Origin of the sequence: Ferrovibrio sp., assembly GCF_965278975.1 — a bacterium.
Classification (GTDB): domain Bacteria; phylum Pseudomonadota; class Alphaproteobacteria; order Ferrovibrionales; family Ferrovibrionaceae; genus Ferrovibrio.
This window is the reverse complement of the sequence record NZ_OZ257126.1, coordinates 4,304,092-4,319,302: the sequence shown is the minus strand read 5'-3', so window position 1 is coordinate 4,319,302 and position 15,211 is coordinate 4,304,092. Positions and strand designations below refer to the sequence as shown.

Annotated in this window: 15 protein-coding genes; 10 read left to right on the top strand and 5 right to left on the bottom strand. The window is 64.7% G+C overall.

The genetic code is table 11. The features are described from left to right. Positions 1-114 precede the first annotated feature (114 nt). Positions 115-1,539, top strand: coding sequence for a divergent polysaccharide deacetylase family protein (locus ACQY7X_RS20815; RefSeq protein WP_428247411.1), 1,425 nt, complete (start codon positions 115-117; stop codon positions 1,537-1,539). A 3-nt stretch (positions 1,540-1,542) separates the two neighbouring features. On the opposite strand, the gene ACQY7X_RS20810 is transcribed toward ACQY7X_RS20815, so the two are convergent. From ACQY7X_RS20810 to ACQY7X_RS20790, 5 genes are all read right to left on the bottom strand, one after another. Continuing rightward, on the bottom strand, positions 1,543-2,094 hold the full coding sequence (locus tag ACQY7X_RS20810) for a PAS domain-containing protein (protein ID WP_428247410.1): 552 nt from the start codon (positions 2,092-2,094) through the stop codon (positions 1,543-1,545). A 132-nt stretch (positions 2,095-2,226) separates the two neighbouring features. Then, complete coding sequence (locus ACQY7X_RS20805) at positions 2,227-3,135, bottom strand: tetratricopeptide repeat protein (RefSeq protein ID WP_428247409.1); 909 nt, start codon at positions 3,133-3,135, stop codon at positions 2,227-2,229. A gap of 37 nt (positions 3,136-3,172) precedes the next feature. Continuing rightward, entirely contained in the window at positions 3,173-3,892 is a 720-nt protein-coding gene (locus tag ACQY7X_RS20800) for a DNA-3-methyladenine glycosylase I (RefSeq protein ID WP_428247408.1), read from the bottom strand. Between the two features lie 19 nt (positions 3,893-3,911). After that, the gene (gene trpE, locus ACQY7X_RS20795) at positions 3,912-5,432 is read right to left on the bottom strand and encodes an anthranilate synthase component I (protein WP_428247407.1); all 1,521 of its coding nucleotides are present in this window, start codon (positions 5,430-5,432) and stop codon (positions 3,912-3,914) included. Between the two features lie 15 nt (positions 5,433-5,447). Further along, on the bottom strand, positions 5,448-7,340 hold the full coding sequence (locus ACQY7X_RS20790; RefSeq protein ID WP_428247406.1) for a SurA N-terminal domain-containing protein: 1,893 nt from the start codon (positions 7,338-7,340) through the stop codon (positions 5,448-5,450). A gap of 150 nt (positions 7,341-7,490) precedes the next feature. Here ACQY7X_RS20790 and tpiA point away from each other — a divergent pair, with 150 nt between their 5' ends. The 9 genes from tpiA (at position 7,491) to ACQY7X_RS20745 (ending at position 15,204) form a co-directional block, all read left to right on the top strand. After that, positions 7,491-8,246, top strand: a complete 756-nt coding sequence (tpiA, locus tag ACQY7X_RS20785; protein WP_428247405.1) for a triose-phosphate isomerase — start codon at positions 7,491-7,493, stop codon at positions 8,244-8,246. Positions 8,247-8,251: 5 nt separating this feature from the next. After that, positions 8,252-9,328, top strand: a complete 1,077-nt coding sequence (locus tag ACQY7X_RS20780) for a lysine-2,3-aminomutase-like protein (RefSeq protein ID WP_428247404.1) — start codon at positions 8,252-8,254, stop codon at positions 9,326-9,328. 6 nt (positions 9,329-9,334) lie between these two features. Next, positions 9,335-9,652, top strand: a complete 318-nt coding sequence (gene secG, locus ACQY7X_RS20775; RefSeq protein WP_428247403.1) for a preprotein translocase subunit SecG — start codon at positions 9,335-9,337, stop codon at positions 9,650-9,652. Between the two features lie 99 nt (positions 9,653-9,751). Next, a complete protein-coding gene (locus tag ACQY7X_RS20770; RefSeq protein WP_428247402.1) occupies positions 9,752-11,386 on the top strand; it encodes a CTP synthase in 1,635 nt (544 codons plus the stop codon). Between the two features lie 32 nt (positions 11,387-11,418). After that, complete coding sequence (locus ACQY7X_RS20765) at positions 11,419-11,703, top strand: hypothetical protein (RefSeq protein WP_428247401.1); 285 nt, start codon at positions 11,419-11,421, stop codon at positions 11,701-11,703. Positions 11,704-11,787: 84 nt separating this feature from the next. Continuing rightward, on the top strand, positions 11,788-12,636 hold the full coding sequence (gene kdsA / locus ACQY7X_RS20760; protein ID WP_428247400.1) for a 3-deoxy-8-phosphooctulonate synthase: 849 nt from the start codon (positions 11,788-11,790) through the stop codon (positions 12,634-12,636). Between the two features lie 80 nt (positions 12,637-12,716). Continuing rightward, positions 12,717-13,367: a MalM family protein gene (locus tag ACQY7X_RS20755; protein ID WP_428247399.1), complete on the top strand. Its 651-nt coding sequence runs from the start codon at positions 12,717-12,719 to the stop codon at positions 13,365-13,367. A gap of 218 nt (positions 13,368-13,585) precedes the next feature. Further along, positions 13,586-14,866 carry a phosphopyruvate hydratase gene (gene eno, locus ACQY7X_RS20750; protein ID WP_428247398.1) on the top strand — a complete coding sequence of 427 codons (1,281 nt, stop codon included), beginning with the start codon at positions 13,586-13,588 and terminating at the stop codon, positions 14,864-14,866. A 5-nt stretch (positions 14,867-14,871) separates the two neighbouring features. Beyond that, positions 14,872-15,204 (top strand): hypothetical protein, encoded by a 333-nt coding sequence (locus tag ACQY7X_RS20745; RefSeq protein ID WP_428247397.1) that lies wholly within the window; start codon positions 14,872-14,874, stop codon positions 15,202-15,204. The last annotated feature ends 7 nt before the right edge of the window (positions 15,205-15,211 follow it).

The following is a 15,211-nucleotide window of genomic DNA, read 5'->3' as shown; positions in this document are numbered from 1 at the left end:
GTTAACTTCTTGCTCAGCTTTTGAGGGCATTCTGCGAACAAAGCAGCGAATCGGGCTGCCGAATCGGAGATGCGGTATGTGGCTGGACATGGGTGACAAAGTCTGGGGGCGGCAATGAGTGATGGTCTGCGGCTGCGCCGCCAGGATCAGCCGCGTGGCGGCTCACCCGCCCATGTTGCCAATGCTTATGGCGCCACCATGGCGCGGGTCGCGCCCGGTGCGCCGCTGGGGAATAGCGCAACGGCGGCGGCGAAGCCGGCGCGGTTTGCCGCGCTGGCGCATTGGTCGCTATGGGGCGGCGCCTTCCTGCTGCTGGGCGGTGGTGTGGTGCTTGGTACCATGCTGGGCGGCCCGGTGATGCCGGTGCAGAACCAGGCCCCGCGCATGGTCAGTGTGGTGCCGCAGGCCATAGCCAAACCGCAGGTCGCGCTGCCCGAGAACCGCACCGCCGAGGCTACCCTGCATCTGCCGGCTGGCTGGAACCCGCGCGGTTTGCCGTCGGAGAACGAGGAACGGCCGGCCCTGGCGCCGCCTCCGCCGCCAGTATTGCCGATGCCTGCCATTGGGACCGCTCCTGAGTCAGTGCAGCAGGCTGTTCCAGTGCCAGTGCCGGCTCTGGGGCAGGCCGAACTGCCGAAGCCGGCAGACGTGGCGCCACAACTAGCCGCACCGCAGCAGGTCGCCGCCTTGCCGTCCGCGCCGCCTGCCGCTGCTGCCAAAGCGGCCAAGCCGGCAGCCCTGCCGGTGCCGCCGCAAAGTTTCGTGCCGCCGGCCAACCATGCCGCGCCACTGCCTGGCACCGAGCGCTGGCGCCAGCTTGCCGTGCCGGCGCCACTGGATGCCAAGCCGCCCTATATCGCCATCGTCATCGACGATATGGGCCTTGATCGGCGCAATTCGGCCCGCGCGGTGAATATCCCGGGTCCGCTGACGCTGTCCTATATGAGCTATGCCAACGAACTCTCGGAGCAGAGCGCCTCGGCCCGCGCCAAGGGCCATGAGGTGATGCTGCACCTGCCGATGGAGCCGCTGGATGCCAAGCGCAACGATCCCGGCCCGAACGCGCTCTATGTCGGCATGGAAGAGGGCGAACTGCGCCGCCGGCTGAACTGGGCGCTTGACCGCTTCGACGATTATGCCGGTGTCAACAATCACATGGGCAGCCGCTTCACCGCCGATCCGCGTGGCATGGCTATCGTGCTGGAGGAATTGCAGCGCCGTGGCCGCTTCTGGCTCGACAGCCATACGGGGCCGAATTCCACCGGCCTGCCGCTGGCGCATAAGCGCAGTCTTGCCGCTACCGGACGCGACCTGTTCCTGGATGACGAACGCCAGTCGGGTGGCGTTGCCGCACAGCTTGCCGCGCTGGAACGTATCGCGCGTGCCAACGGCGATGCCATCGGTATCGGCCATCCGCATGGCGCGACGCTGGATGCGCTGGAACGCTGGGTAAAGGATGCCAAGGCGCGCGGCTTCAGCCTGGTGCCGGTGACCACCGTGTTGCGCAACCGCAACCCGGAGCGCATTGCCTCGAACTGAACCTTACTTCGGCGCGATCACGCCGTCGTCATAGGCGTCGAGTTCAAAGGTGGCGATATCGGCGATGGTGATTTCACTTTCCGATACGGCAGTGGGATTGCCGCGCGAGAAACGCTGGTCGATCTTGATGCAGCCAAGCAGGTGGTCGATCTTCTCACCGTCATTGGACAGCGGCAGCAGGATGCGGGCGTAGCGGATATAGGGCCGGCCTGCCAGATGCAGCGTGTTGCGGCGGAAATGCACCTTGCGCTGGAAGGCGGAGATGCAGAAGCTTTCATCGAAGAATTCGCGCAACGGGCTGATCACGGCTTCATCCAGCCAGCGGCCATGCAGTTTGGTCAGCACCAGGCTTTCCACATCGCTGCCGGCCAGCCGGTAGCGGAAACGCTCCTGCTCGTGATCCACTTCAATGACGAAAAGGCTGGGCAGCAGATGCCGCAGATCCACCGGGTCGATGCGGTCGCGCGGCGGCGGGAAACGCCCGGCCTTGCGCTTCAGCCAGTATAGATAGAGCCAGCGCAGATCGGGCTCGTCGATATGTTCGGCGAAGCGCATGGGTGAGGTCCGTCCGTAGGAATTCTTCCTAGATGCTGATTATCTAATGTAAACCGCCGATAAAGCCAGCGTAAATTCCGACAGCGGGAATATTGCGCGGCAACAAACCCGGTTCGCTGGTGCGGCGTCAGATCATGTTTTGTGGCAAAGCCGGTAGGCGGTGCCTGGCACCAATTGGCCGGCTTCCACCCGCAGAGGTTCGTCTACCCGGTCTGCCACCATCAGGCCCGCTTGGGCGGCAACCACGGGGATATGGTTCTCGTCATGCTGATAGCGTCCGCTTGGCGCCAGCCGATAGCCCGGCGCGTCTGCTGGTGGCGTCAGGTCGCGTTCGGTGGTGACGAAAATCTGCCCCTGGGGTTTGAGCGCCGCCGCCATCAGGGTGAAAAGTTCGGTCAGGTCGCCGACATAGTTCAGCATCTCGGCGGCCAGGATGCCGTCATACTGCTGATCGGTTTGTTGCAGGAAGACATGGGCATCGGTGCAGAACAGGCGGGTGTAGTTGCCGCCGCGAGCCGCCTGGTCGAGCATGCGCTGGGCAATGTCGACGCCATCCATGGTGGCGGCATAGGGCTTGAACGGCAGGCCGGAAAAGCCGGTGCCGCAGCCGAGATCGAGCAGAGCCAGTTTCTGTTCTGGCTGCCAGATGCGGGTGACGAGCTGGCGCAGCATATCTGGGCCGCGATAGGCGAGCGAAGCCATCTCGTTATCAAAATCGGCGGCGTTGGTGTTGTAGAGCCAGGCGATATAGGCGCTTGGCATCCGCGCCGGATTGGCGCCGGCCGCTGCATCCGCCAGATGGCGGATCACGCCGGAATTGGGCGCCAGCGCGCGGGCTTTCTCGAAGCATTCGCGGGCTTCGTCATGCTGGCCGGTGCGGGCAAGGCAAAGCGCGAGGCCGAGCCAGGAGATCGGGCGGTCGGCCAGTGCAAGGCCGGCGCGGAAATAACGCATGGCCTCATCGTAGCGTTTGGCGTCCCGGGCGGCGATGCCGCGCTGCTCCCAGAGCAGGGCGGCATCTTCTGGTGCTTCTGAAGACATAAGGCAAATTAGGCAGATGTCCGCCGCCGCGCCAGTCCTATTCGTCGCCGCGCATCTTCTTCAATGTCTCGGTATCGTAGTTTTGTCCGACAGACATGGCGCAGACACGCGAGACATGCATGTAAGGCAGGCCGGATTCCTTGGCCCAGGCGTTGAACTGATCCTGGATCTTGCGCAGGTCCTTTTTCGACGAGGCGGTCTGGCTCAGTTCGATGCCGGCATCGCGCAGGCAGGTGATCACATCGTTGGAGGTGACGAAGCCGTCCTTGCCAAGGAAGCGCAGCAGGTATTGCCCGGTATTGCCGCCGAGCCGTGCGCCGCGCTTGGCTAGCAGTTCCATCAGCCCGACCTGATCGGCGACCGGCCAGGTGGCGAGGAATTTGCCGAAGCTGCCATGTTCGGCGGCGATGTCGAGCACGAATTTCGCATTGGCGCGCACGGTCATGATCTTCTGGCCGTTGCGCACGATGCGCGTATCCGAGGTCAGCTTCTCCCAGAATTCATCGGGCTTGTGCAGCAACTTCTTCGGCTGGAAATCCAGGAAGGCGGCCTCGAAGCCATCCCATTTCGCGTCGATCACCTGCCACACGAAGCCGGCGGAGAAAACCCGCTTGGTCATTTCGGCCAGCACGCGGTCATCGGCCAGCTTGGCGAGTGCCTTCTGGTCCGCCGCCTTGGGCAGCAGCGCCTGCAATGCCTTGTCGCCGCCCTTGCGCTTGGCGGCACGCGCCCAGATGGTCTTGAACGCGGTTGCCATGCTGCCTCCAGATTCTGGCTTATTGTCCCCGGCTGCCGCCCTGCGCGAAGCGTTCGGCTTCCTCGGCGGCACGCATCAGCGCCTTGGCCTTGTTGACGCATTCGACATGTTCCGACATCGGGTCGCTATCGGCAACGATGCCGGCGCCGGCCTGCACATACATGGTGCCATCTTTGACCAGCGCGGTGCGCAGGGTAATGCAGGTGTCCATCGAGCCATTGGCGGAGAAATAGCCGACGCCGCCGGCGTAGAAACTGCGCCGCACGCTTTCCAGTTCGTCGATGATTTCCATGGCGCGCACTTTCGGCGCACCGGAAACCGTGCCGGCCGGGAAGCCGGCGAACAGCGCGTCCAGCGCGTCCAGTTCAGGGCGGATCTTGCCCTCGACATTGGACACGATATGCATCACATGGCTGTAGCGTTCGATGGTGTTGCGCAGCGTGACACGCACGCTGCCGATCTGCGACACGCGGCCGACATCGTTGCGGCCCAGGTCGAGCAGCATCAGATGCTCGGCCAGTTCCTTCGGATCGGCCAGCAGGTCTGCCGCCAGCGCATTGTCCTCCTCGGTCGTGGCACCGCGCTTGCGCGTGCCGGCGATGGGGCGGACGGTGACGGTATTGTCGCGCAGCCGCACCAGGATCTCAGGGCTTGAGCCAACCAGGCAGGGGCCGCCAAGGTTGACGTAGAACATGAACGGCGACGGGTTGGTGCGGCGCAGCGCACGATAGAGCGCGAAGGGCGGCAGCCGGAAGGGCAGCGAGAAGCGTTGCGACAGCACTACCTGGAAAATATCGCCGGCGGCGATGTATTCCTTCGCCTTCGCCACCATCGCCATGTAGTCCTCGGGCGACATGTTCGATTGCGGCTCGGGCAGGGCTTCCAGATCGGCGATCTGGTCGCGCACCGCGCCGAGCGGACGGTCGAGGTCGCTCACCGCATCGGCGAGGCGTTCGGAGGCGAGATTATAGGCCGCGCGGGCATCCATGCCGGCCTGCGGGCGCACCGGCGTCACCAGGGTGATGACGTCGAGCACGGAATCGAACACCGCCATCAGGGTAGGCCGCATCAGCAGGCCGTCGGGCAGGCCGAGTGTATCGGGATTGGCATCCGGCACGCGCGGCTCGATCAGCCGGATCATGTCGTAGCCCATATAGCCGGTGATCCCGGCGGCCATCGGCGGCAGATGCGGCGGCAGGTCGATATGGTTCTCGGCTAGCAGGCGGCGCAGCGCGGGCAGGGCGGGCTCCGGGCAGGGCTCGAAGCTTTCCGCGTCGAAGCGGGCGCGGCGGTTGATCTCCGCCTTGCCGCCCCGGCAGCGCCACAGCAGGTCAGGCTTCAGGCCAATGATGGAATAGCGGCCACGCGTCGCGCCACCTTCCACCGATTCCAGCAGCGAGGCGAAAGGCCGGCCATTGCCCAGCTTGAGGAACGCCGAGACCGGCGTTTCCAGGTCCGCCACCAGCGTGGTGGACAGCACCTGGGCCTCGCCGGCCATGTAGCGCTGTGCGAAGGCGGCGTAATCGGGCGTGAGCTTCATGCGCCGGACTGCCGCTTAGAAAGCGACCGCGCGCTGGCGCGCCGCCGCATTGACCGATACGCCGAGACTGGCTTCGACCTGCTTGCGGTAGCGTTCTTCCAGTTCGCCGACGAGGCCCTGGGTAAGCTGCTGGCCAGTGCGGTCACGCTGCGCCGCCATAGCGGCAATATCCGCCGGCACGATGCGGCTGAGGCGGGCAACGATCACATCGCCGCCCGAACTTGCCGGGCCGACAGCCACTTCGCCGGGCTGCTTGGCGCTGAACAGCAGGCTCACCACGCTGGGCGAGAAGGCGCGGTCGGCAGGCTGGCCGCCACGGCTCAAGGGCGGTGTGGTCTGCACCACCAGGTTCAGGGCCTGGGCTTCCTTCAGCAGGTCGCCGCCGGCACGCAGCCGCTCGGCGATCTGCAATGCCATCTGGTCGGCGGCCTTGCCGCGCTTCGCGGTGGTCACCGCGGCACTGGCCTGCTCGCGCACGTCAGCCAGCGGCCTCAGCGCCGAAGGCTGCACGGCGGTCACCTGCAGCAACTGGAAACCGCCATCATTCTGATCGAGGATCAGCGGGTCGACCTTCTCGGCAAGCTGGAAGGCTTCGGTGAGGAAAGCCGGCTGGGTCTGCGGCAGGGTTTCGATCTGCTTGCCGCCGGCATCGCTGCCGCGCGCATCCAGGCCGGCCTGGGTCGAGACCGTGACCTTGTGCGTCTTGGCGATCTCCGCCAGCGGCATACCGCCGGCGATCATGTCCTCCACCTGCGGGCGCAGTTTGAGCAGCGCATCGCTGGCCTTGTGCAGCGCCACCTGCTGGCGCAGCTGGTCCTTCACCTCGGCAAGCGTGGTGGTCTTGCCCGGCTGGATGGCAGTGACCCGCAACAGATGCCAGCCGAAGGCGCTCTTCACCGGCTCGGCAACGCCCGGCTGCGCCAGGGCAAAGACCGGCGCCGAGAGATCGGGCGGCAGCTGTTCCTTCTGTACCAGTCCAAGGGAGGTATCGGCTTCCTTGAGTTGCCGCGTACGCTGCGCCATGGCGAGGAAATCCTCGCCGCCCAGCACGGCCTGGCGTGCCGCCTTGGCGGCTTCCTCATTATCGAACACCACCTGCTGCACCTGGCGCCGCTCGGGTTCGACATAGGCGCTCTTATGCGCCTCGTATTCCTCGGTGATTTCCTCGTCGCTTACCGCCATCTCACCTGCCAGCGTTGCCGGGGTGAAGGCAACCCAGGCGACATCGCGGCGCTCCGGCGTGGTGAAGCGCGACGCGTTGGCCTTGTAGAATTCCTCGATCTCGGCATCGGTGGGTGCCGCCGGTGCCGGCAGCTTGGCGGTTTCGAGCCGGATGTAATCCGCCGTGCGGGTTTCCAGGCGATAGGCCAGCACACTGTCGATGGCGAGCGTCGGCACGGCTTCGATGCCGGAGAGCAGGCTGCCGAGAAGCTGTTCGCGCAGCAGGTCGCGCCGCACCAGTTCCACCAGCATAGCTTCGGAGTAACCTTCGTTGCGCAGGAAGGTATCGTAACGCAGGCGGTCAAACTGGCCGTTCGTGCCCTTGAAGGCATCGGCCCGGGTGATGTAGTCGCGCACTACGCCAGCAGTGGCGGCGAGCCCCTGCTTCTGCGCCTGCTGCTCATAGGCGCGGGCGGCGATCAGGCCGTTCAGCACGCTCTCGTCGAGGCCGAATTGCTGCATCTGCTCTCGGGTCATGGACGTGCCGAGGCGGCGGGAAAGCTGCTGGCTCTCGCGGCGCAGCGCATCGGAGAATTCCGCGGCGGAAATCTCCTGCCGGCCGACCTTGGCCACCGGCGGGATTGAATTGGAACTGCGGACATAGTCGCCGATACCCCAGGCGCCGAAGCTGATCACCAGCAGCAGCATGAGAATCTTCGCAACCCAGGAACCCGCGCCTTTGCGCATCTGTGCAAGCATGTACCACCCGAAACTTGGGAAATTAAAAAGTCGCGGGATACTAAAGGGCGAGGCGGGGCGGGGCAAGCCGTGCGGGCTTTGCCTTTTGCCCGGAAGATGCTAGAGAAACGCGGTTTTTTTGAGCAGGAGTGAGCCCTTATGAGCCAGGCCCGGAAGCCGCTGATTGCCGGCAATTGGAAGATGAACGGCGCCCTTGCGGCGGGCGAGGCCGAGGCGCGTGCCCTGGCCGAGCGGGTGCGGGCCGAAAAGCCGGTGGCCGATCTGGCGCTGTGCCCGCCGGCAACGCTGGTTGCAGCACTTGCCGGCTGGCTCGCCGGCAGCGGCATCGCGGTCGGCGGCCAGGATTGCCATGCCAAGGCCAGCGGCGCCCATACTGGCGACATTGCCGCCGAGATGCTGAAGGAAGCCGGCGCCAGCATGGTGATCGTCGGCCATTCCGAGCGCCGCACCGATCATGGCGAGACCGACGCCGCCGTGAAGGCCAAGGCGGCGGCGGCACACCGCGCCGGCCTTACTGCCATCGTCTGCCTCGGCGAGACCCTGGCACAGCGTGATGGCGGCGAGACGCTGAAGGTTGTTGCCGGTCAGTTGCGCGGCTCGCTGCCCGATGACGCTTCCGCCAGCAATACCGTGATCGCCTACGAGCCGGTCTGGGCCATCGGCACCGGCCGCACCCCGACCCTGGAGCAGGTGGCCGAGGTGCATGCGCTGATCCGCCAGGAACTGCGCGCGCGTTTCGATGATGGCGCCGGCTTCCGCATCCTCTATGGTGGTTCGGTGAAGCCGGATAATGCCAAGGCGCTGATGGCAGTGGCGGAAGTGGATGGCGCACTGGTTGGCGGCGCCAGCCTCAAGGCGGCTGATTTCTGGCCTATTATCGCGGCAAAGGGCTGAAGCCATTGGGCGCGCACGAACTCGACAGCAATTCCGACCTGGCCGCGCTGAAGCGCGTGACCGAGCGGTTTGCCGTCGCCGTGACGCCCCATATCCGCGCCCTGATCGATCCTTGCGACGATGCCGATCCCATCGCGCGGCAATTCGATCCCAGTATCGCCGAATTGCATGAGGCGCCGGAGGAACTCGCCGATCCGATCGGTGATGCAACACATTCGCCGCTGCCCGGCATCGTGCATCGCTATCCCGACCGTCTGCTGCTGAAGCTGGTGAATGTCTGCCCGGTCTATTGCCGCTTCTGCTTCCGCCGCGAGACGGTCGGTCCCGGCAACCAGGGCCTCACCGGCGACGAACTGGATGCGGCGCTGAATTACATCGCAGCGCGGCCGGAGATTTTCGAGGTCATCCTCACCGGCGGCGATCCGCTGATCCTGTCGGCGCGGCGGCTCAAGGATGTTATCGCGCGGTTGAACGCCATCCCGCATCTCGGCATCATCCGCATCCATACCCGCGTGCCGGTGGTCGATCCTGGCCGTATCACGCCGGAACTGGTGGAGGCCCTGCGTGGCCCCAAGCCGGTCTATGTGGTGATACATGCCAACCATGCGCGGGAATTCTCAGCCGAAGCGCGGCAGGCCTGTGCGCTGCTCACCGATGGCGGCCTGCCGCTGCTGGGGCAGAGCGTGCTGCTGCGCGGCGTGAATGACAGCGAGGCGGCGCTTTCCGGCCTGTTCCGCGCCATGCTGACCGCGCGGGTGAAGCCCTACCACCTGAACCATCTCGACCGCGCCCGTGGCACCAGCCATTTCCGCGTGCCGCTGGAAGAGGGGCAGGCGCTGATGGCGCGGTTGCGCGGCCGGCTTTCCGGCCTGGCGCAGCCGACCTATATCCTTGATATCCCCGGCGGACATGGCAAGGTGCCGGTCGGGCCGCTCTATGCGGAAAAGGCCGAAAACGGCGAATGGCGGGTCTCCGATCCCTGGGGCTGCGTCCACGCCTATGGCGAGGGGGCTTCCCCCCAGGCGGCGGCTGGTGTAAAAGCCCCGCCGGAACGGCCTCTTGCCGGGTCCGATGCGGAGTAGGACGAGATGATTACGTTTATCCTGGTGGTGCACCTGTTGCTGGCCGTGGCGCTGATCGGCGTCATCCTTGTGCAGCGTTCCGAAGGCGGCGCGCTGGGCATTGGCGGCGGCGGTGGCGGCAGCCTGTTCTCGTCCCGTGGCCAGGCCAACCTGCTCACCCGCACCACGGCGATCCTGGCTACCTGCTTCATCGGTACCAGCATCATCCTGGCGATTCTCGCCGGCGGGCCGTCCCGTTCGCGCTCGATTCTCGACCAGCCCGGCACCTCGGCTCCGGCGGCGCCCGCCCAGCCGAGCCGCCCGGCCGTGCCGCTCTCTCAGTAAGTGATTGAGAAAGCAGCTTAAACCCGTCACTTAAATTTAGCGATTGCTGCTGCGGACAAGGCTTCCGCCAGCCGCCGCTTTTGATTATACAGGACGCCCATGACGCGGTACGTCTTCATCACCGGCGGCGTGGTTTCCTCGCTTGGCAAAGGTCTGGCTTCGGCGGCACTCGGTGCCCTGCTGCAGGCGCGCGGCTATCGCGTGCGGCTGCGCAAGCTGGACCCCTATCTCAACGTCGATCCGGGCACCATGAGCCCGTATCAGCATGGCGAGGTGTTCGTCACCGATGACGGTGCCGAGACCGATCTCGACCTCGGCCATTACGAGCGTTTCACCGGCGTGCCGGGGCGCAAGAGCGACAACGTCACCACCGGCCGCATCTACCAGACCATCCTGACCAAGGAGCGGCGCGGCGACTATCTCGGCGGCACCGTGCAGGTGATCCCGCATGTCACCGACGCGATCAAGGATTTCGTCCGCGACGACAATGACGAGAAGGTCGACTTCATGCTCGTCGAGGTCGGCGGCACGGTCGGCGATATCGAGAGCCTGCCGTTCCTGGAAGCGATCCGCCAGCTTGGCCTGGAAGTCGGCCGCGGCGCCGCGATCTACATCCATGTCACCCTGGTGCCGTATATCGCGGCTTCGGGCGAGTTGAAGACCAAGCCGACGCAGCATTCGGTGAAGGAACTGCGCTCTATCGGCATCCAGCCCGATCTGCTGCTCTGCCGCGCCGACCGTGAGATTCCGGTTTCCGACCGCCGCAAGATGGCGCTGTTCTGCAATGTGCGCGAAGAGGCGGTGATCCCGGCACTGGATGTCGATACCATCTACCGCGCGCCGCTGGCCTATCACGAGGCGGGCCTTGATGTGCAGGTGCTGAAGGCGTTCGGCCTGGCCGCCGATGCCGCGCCGAAGCTTGAATCCTGGCACAACATCGTGCGCCGCGTGGTGGCGCCGGAAGGCGAAGTGCGCATTGCCATCGTCGGCAAGTATACCGGCCTCAAGGATGCCTATAAGTCGCTGGCGGAAGCGTTGATCCATGGCGGCATCGCCAACAACGTGCGGGTCAATATCGAGTGGATCGAGTCTGAAATCTTCGAGCGTGACGACACCGCCGTGCAGGCGCTGGAAGGCGTGCATGCCATCCTGGTGCCGGGCGGCTTCGGCGAACGCGGCTCGGAAGGCAAGATCCGCGCGGCGACCTTCGCGCGCGAGCGCCGCGTGCCGTATTTCGGCATCTGCTTCGGCATGCAGATGGCGGTGATCGAGGCGGCGCGCAATCTTGCCGGCGTCAATGGCGCGTCGAGCACCGAATTCGGCCCCTGCCAGGAATCCGTGGTCGGCCTGATGACCGAGTGGATGCGCGGCAACGAGCTGGAAACTCGCTCCAAGGCGGGTGATCTCGGCGGCACCATGCGGCTCGGCGCCTATGATGCGGCGCTGAAGCCCGGCAGCCGCGTGGCGGAAATCTACGGCGGCGTGAAAATCTCCGAACGCCACCGCCACCGTTACGAGGTCAACACCGCCTACCGTGATCGCCTGGAGCAGTGCGGCATGGTCTTCTCCGGCATGTCGCCCGATGGCCTGCTGCCGGAAATCGTCGAATTCCCGGACCACCCCTGGTTCATCGGCGTGCAATACCATCCGGAACTGAAGTCCAAGCCGTTCCAGCCGCATCCGCTTTTCGCCAGCTTCGTGAAAGCGGCGCTGGAGCAAGCGCGGCTGGTGTGATGGACAAGCCTGGGCTGTTCACGCTCGGGCTGATGCTGAATTTCCTGTTGCTGCTTGCGTATTTCCTGCTGCTGGCGGTGAGCAGCGGCGCTGGCGGCACGACATTTTTCCCCCTCAACATGCTGTCAGCGATATCCCGGATGTTCGGGGTGGCCGGCATGCTCGCTCTTCCGCTGGCCTGCATGATCTGCCTGCTATTTGCCGGCTATTCCATGCGGCAGGGCCGTGCCGTGATGGCGGTGACTGCACTGTACCTGCCGCTGTTTTCGGCTGTGCTGGCTGCGGTGTTGTATCAGGTGCTTTCCGCTTCGCGGTGAACGCCACCAGGGGGATGCAATTTCCCGGTTCCATGGCCATGCAGGACGGATGGAAATATTTCGGGAATCCCCTATATTGGGGCTATGAGCAAAGACGAAAACCTGCCCCCCGTGCGCCACGTCAAGGTTGGCGAATTCCAGATCGGCAACGACATGCCGCTGGTGCTGATCGCCGGCCCCTGCGCCATGGAAAGCCGTATGCATGCGCTGGACATGGCCGGCAGCTTGAAGGACCTTACCGACAAGCTCGGCATCAACCTGATCTACAAGTCGTCCTTCGATAAGGCGAACCGCTCCTCGATCCGCTCCAATCGCGGCATCGGCCTGGAAACCGCCCTGCCGGTGTTCCAGGAAATCCGCGATACGCTCGGTTTGCCGGTCATCACCGATGTACATTCGCCCGAGCAGTGCGGCCAACTCGCCGATAGCGTCGACCTGCTGCAGATTCCGGCCTTCCTCTGCCGCCAGACCGACCTGCTGGTGGCCGCCGCCCAGACCGGCCTGCCGGTGAATGTGAAGAAGGGCCAGTTCCTGGCCCCCTGGGACATGAAGAACATCGTCGAGAAATTCGACCATGTCGGCAATCCCAATGTGATGCTCTGCGAGCGCGGTGTCAGCTTCGGCTACAACACCCTGGTCAACGACATGCGGGCCTTGCCGATCATGGCCGAGACCGGCTGTCCGGTGGTGTTCGACGCCACCCACTCGGTGCAGCAGCCGGGCGGCCGCGGCACCACCTCGGGCGGCGACCGCCGCTTCGTGCCGGTGCTGGCGCGCGGCGCGGTCGCCATCGGCGTGGCCGCCGTGTTCATGGAGACCCACAAGGACCCGGACTCAGCCCCCTCCGACGGCCCCAACATGGTGCCGTTCGACCAGATGGAAGCCGTGCTGGAGCAGCTGCTCGAATTCGACCATCTGGCGAAGGCGTATTGACGCCCGTACGTCGTGCATAGATAGACGATTGCAACTCTTGAGGATATTATCTCGGCAGAGATAAATTCTTTGAGGGTTGTATGCGCCAATTTTTCTCCTTGATTGCGATTCTGGCCGGACTTGCAGGATGTGTCACGCAGGAGACGGCCCGGCAGCAGGTGTCGCAGCTCGACGCGGCCAAACCATGCTGCACGCGTCTGGACGAACTGCCTTTTGCCAAAGCGCCAAGCGGACAGAATATCTCTGTGGAAATCACCCCGGCATCGCCGGTTTATGAAGTTTTAGGCCGCAATCGCTATATCGCTGCCTATGAGCTGCCGGCTGATCCGAAGCCAGCCGTACTCAGCCTGCGCAGTTATTTTGCCTATGCGCCATATCAGGAGCATATGCCGATCCTGCATCCATCGGTGCTGTTTCTGGATGCCAACAAGCAGCAGATTATGGCCATCGACCAATCCGCCTTCCGCTATGCCCGCGAGGGTCTGTTCGAAGGGGCTGGTCTGGAAGCCCGTATCCAGATCAACACCGAGAACTTTCAGCCCCGCTATATGGTGATCTATGCCGGCGCCATTGGTCAGCAGGATTCTCGTGCGGTAACCACTCCGATGGTGATGGTGCCTGTGATGATCGGCAGCGTCATGGTGCCGATGACTTCCGGCGGCGGCGCTGCTCCGACCCTGCCCATGCCCACCGGCTCGCTGCGACTGAGCATCCGCGAAGCCAGGAATTGACCGGCAGGCGCGGCCAGCCCGGGCCGGATTCCGCAAAGTAATGGTATTTCGGGGGGCGATATTCTCTTTCCGTTTCCGGGGGAGAGAAGAGGAGCCATGCTTTCGCGGCGGGAAACATCTGCCCAGGGGCCGCTATAGCGGCAGCCCGTCCCTTGCCCGAATCGCCCTGGCGGGCTATCCCTTCGCGCGGTTTTCCGAAGCTTCCAGGGGCAGCAGACATGAGCGGTATTCGCGACATCGTGGCGCGTGAAATTCTCGACAGCCGGGGCAACCCGACCGTTGAGGTGGATGTGGTGCTGGATAGCGGCGCTTCGGGCCGCGCGGCCGTGCCCTCGGGCGCCTCCACCGGCGCCCATGAAGCCGTTGAACTGCGCGATGGCGACAAGAAGCGCTATCTCGGCAAGGGCGTGCAGAAGGCGGTCGCGGCCGTGAACGGCGAGATCTTCGATGCCATTTCCGGCCTGGAAGCCTCCGAGCAGCTCAGCATCGACCGCACCCTGATCGAACTGGACGGCACGCCGAACAAGGCTCGCCTTGGCGCGAATGCTATTCTCGGTGTGAGCCTTGCAGTAGCAAAGGCGGCGGCCGACGAGGCCGACCTGCCGCTGTATCGCTATGTCGGCGGCGCCGCGGCGCATTGGCTGCCGGTGCCGATGATGAACATCATCAACGGCGGCGCCCATGCCGATAATCCCATCGACGTGCAGGAATTCATGATCATGCCGGTGGGCGGCGCCAGCTTCGCCGAAGGCCTGCGCATGGGCACCGAGGTGTTCCATACCCTGAAGCAGAAGTTGAAAGCCGCCGGCCACAACACCAATGTCGGCGACGAAGGCGGCTTCGCGCCGAACCTCGCTTCCACCCGCGCGGCGCTGGATTTCGTGATGCAGGCGATCACCGATGCCGGCTACAAGCCGGGCGTCGATGTGATGCTGGCGCTGGATGCGGCTTCCACCGAATTCTTCAAGGACGGCAAGTATCACCTGGAAGGCGAGGGCAAGACCCTCGACCCCGCCGGCATGGCCGCCTACTGGAAGGACCTGGTTTCGGGCTATCCGATCGTCTCCATCGAGGACGGCATGGCGGAAGACGACTGGGCCGGCTGGAAGCTGCTCACCGATGGCATCGGCGGCAAAGTGCAGCTCGTTGGCGACGATCTCTTCGTCACCAACCCGAAGCGGCTGGCCGATGGCATCAAGCAGGGCGTCGGCAACTCGATCCTGGTCAAGGTGAACCAGATCGGCACGCTGTCGGAAACGCTGGAAGCCGTCGAACTGGCGCATAAGAACGGCTACACCGCCGTGATGAGCCACCGCTCGGGCGAGACCGAGGACAGCACCATTGCCGACCTCGCGGTTGCCACCAATTGCGGCCAGATCAAGACCGGCTCTCTGGCGCGTTCCGACCGTCTGGCGAAGTACAACCAGCTGCTGCGCATCGAGCAGGAACTCGGCCGCGCCGCGCGCTATCCGGGCCTCGCTGCCCTGAAGCGGGCCTGATACAGATGCGCGCCGCCGCTTTTCTCTTTCTCGCGGCGGCGCTCTTCGCGGCCCCCGTCTCGGCGCAATCCGTAGACTTGGCTGGCCGCTGGGCGTCGAGCCAGGGGCAATGCGACCTGGAATTCATCGCCTTCGAACGCGATGGCAGTTTCCGCTCGCAGCTTGAGGAAGAGCCGCGCGAAGGCACCTGGAAGCTGGCGCGCGACCGCGTGACGCTCATCGCCAATGACGAGCCGGACCGCCCCTGGATGCTGCATATCCTGGACTACACCGCCAACCGCCTGGTGGTGCTCGACGAAGCCATCGAGAGCGATCGCCGTTTGCAGCGTTGCCGCTAGGCCATTT

What these genes read in the sequence shown, in the direction of transcription:
- ACQY7X_RS20815 (WP_428247411.1), top strand. Translation starts at nt 115, where the DNA reads ATGAGTGATGGTCTGCGGCTGCGCCGCCAGGATCAGCCGCGTGGCGGC.
- ACQY7X_RS20810 (WP_428247410.1), bottom strand. Translation starts at nt 2,094, where the DNA reads ATGCGCTTCGCCGAACATATCGACGAGCCCGATCTGCGCTGGCTCTAT.
- ACQY7X_RS20805 (WP_428247409.1), bottom strand. Translation starts at nt 3,135, where the DNA reads ATGTCTTCAGAAGCACCAGAAGATGCCGCCCTGCTCTGGGAGCAGCGC.
- ACQY7X_RS20800 (WP_428247408.1), bottom strand. Translation starts at nt 3,892, where the DNA reads ATGGCAACCGCGTTCAAGACCATCTGGGCGCGTGCCGCCAAGCGCAAG.
- trpE (WP_428247407.1), bottom strand. Translation starts at nt 5,432, where the DNA reads ATGAAGCTCACGCCCGATTACGCCGCCTTCGCACAGCGCTACATGGCC.
- ACQY7X_RS20790 (WP_428247406.1), bottom strand. Translation starts at nt 7,340, where the DNA reads ATGCGCAAAGGCGCGGGTTCCTGGGTTGCGAAGATTCTCATGCTGCTG.
- tpiA (WP_428247405.1), top strand. Translation starts at nt 7,491, where the DNA reads ATGAGCCAGGCCCGGAAGCCGCTGATTGCCGGCAATTGGAAGATGAAC.
- secG (WP_428247403.1), top strand. Translation starts at nt 9,335, where the DNA reads ATGATTACGTTTATCCTGGTGGTGCACCTGTTGCTGGCCGTGGCGCTG.
- ACQY7X_RS20770 (WP_428247402.1), top strand. Translation starts at nt 9,752, where the DNA reads ATGACGCGGTACGTCTTCATCACCGGCGGCGTGGTTTCCTCGCTTGGC.
- ACQY7X_RS20765 (WP_428247401.1), top strand. Translation starts at nt 11,419, where the DNA reads ATGCTGAATTTCCTGTTGCTGCTTGCGTATTTCCTGCTGCTGGCGGTG.
- kdsA (WP_428247400.1), top strand. Translation starts at nt 11,788, where the DNA reads ATGAGCAAAGACGAAAACCTGCCCCCCGTGCGCCACGTCAAGGTTGGC.
- ACQY7X_RS20755 (WP_428247399.1), top strand. Translation starts at nt 12,717, where the DNA reads ATGCGCCAATTTTTCTCCTTGATTGCGATTCTGGCCGGACTTGCAGGA.
- eno (WP_428247398.1), top strand. Translation starts at nt 13,586, where the DNA reads ATGAGCGGTATTCGCGACATCGTGGCGCGTGAAATTCTCGACAGCCGG.
- ACQY7X_RS20745 (WP_428247397.1), top strand. Translation starts at nt 14,872, where the DNA reads ATGCGCGCCGCCGCTTTTCTCTTTCTCGCGGCGGCGCTCTTCGCGGCC.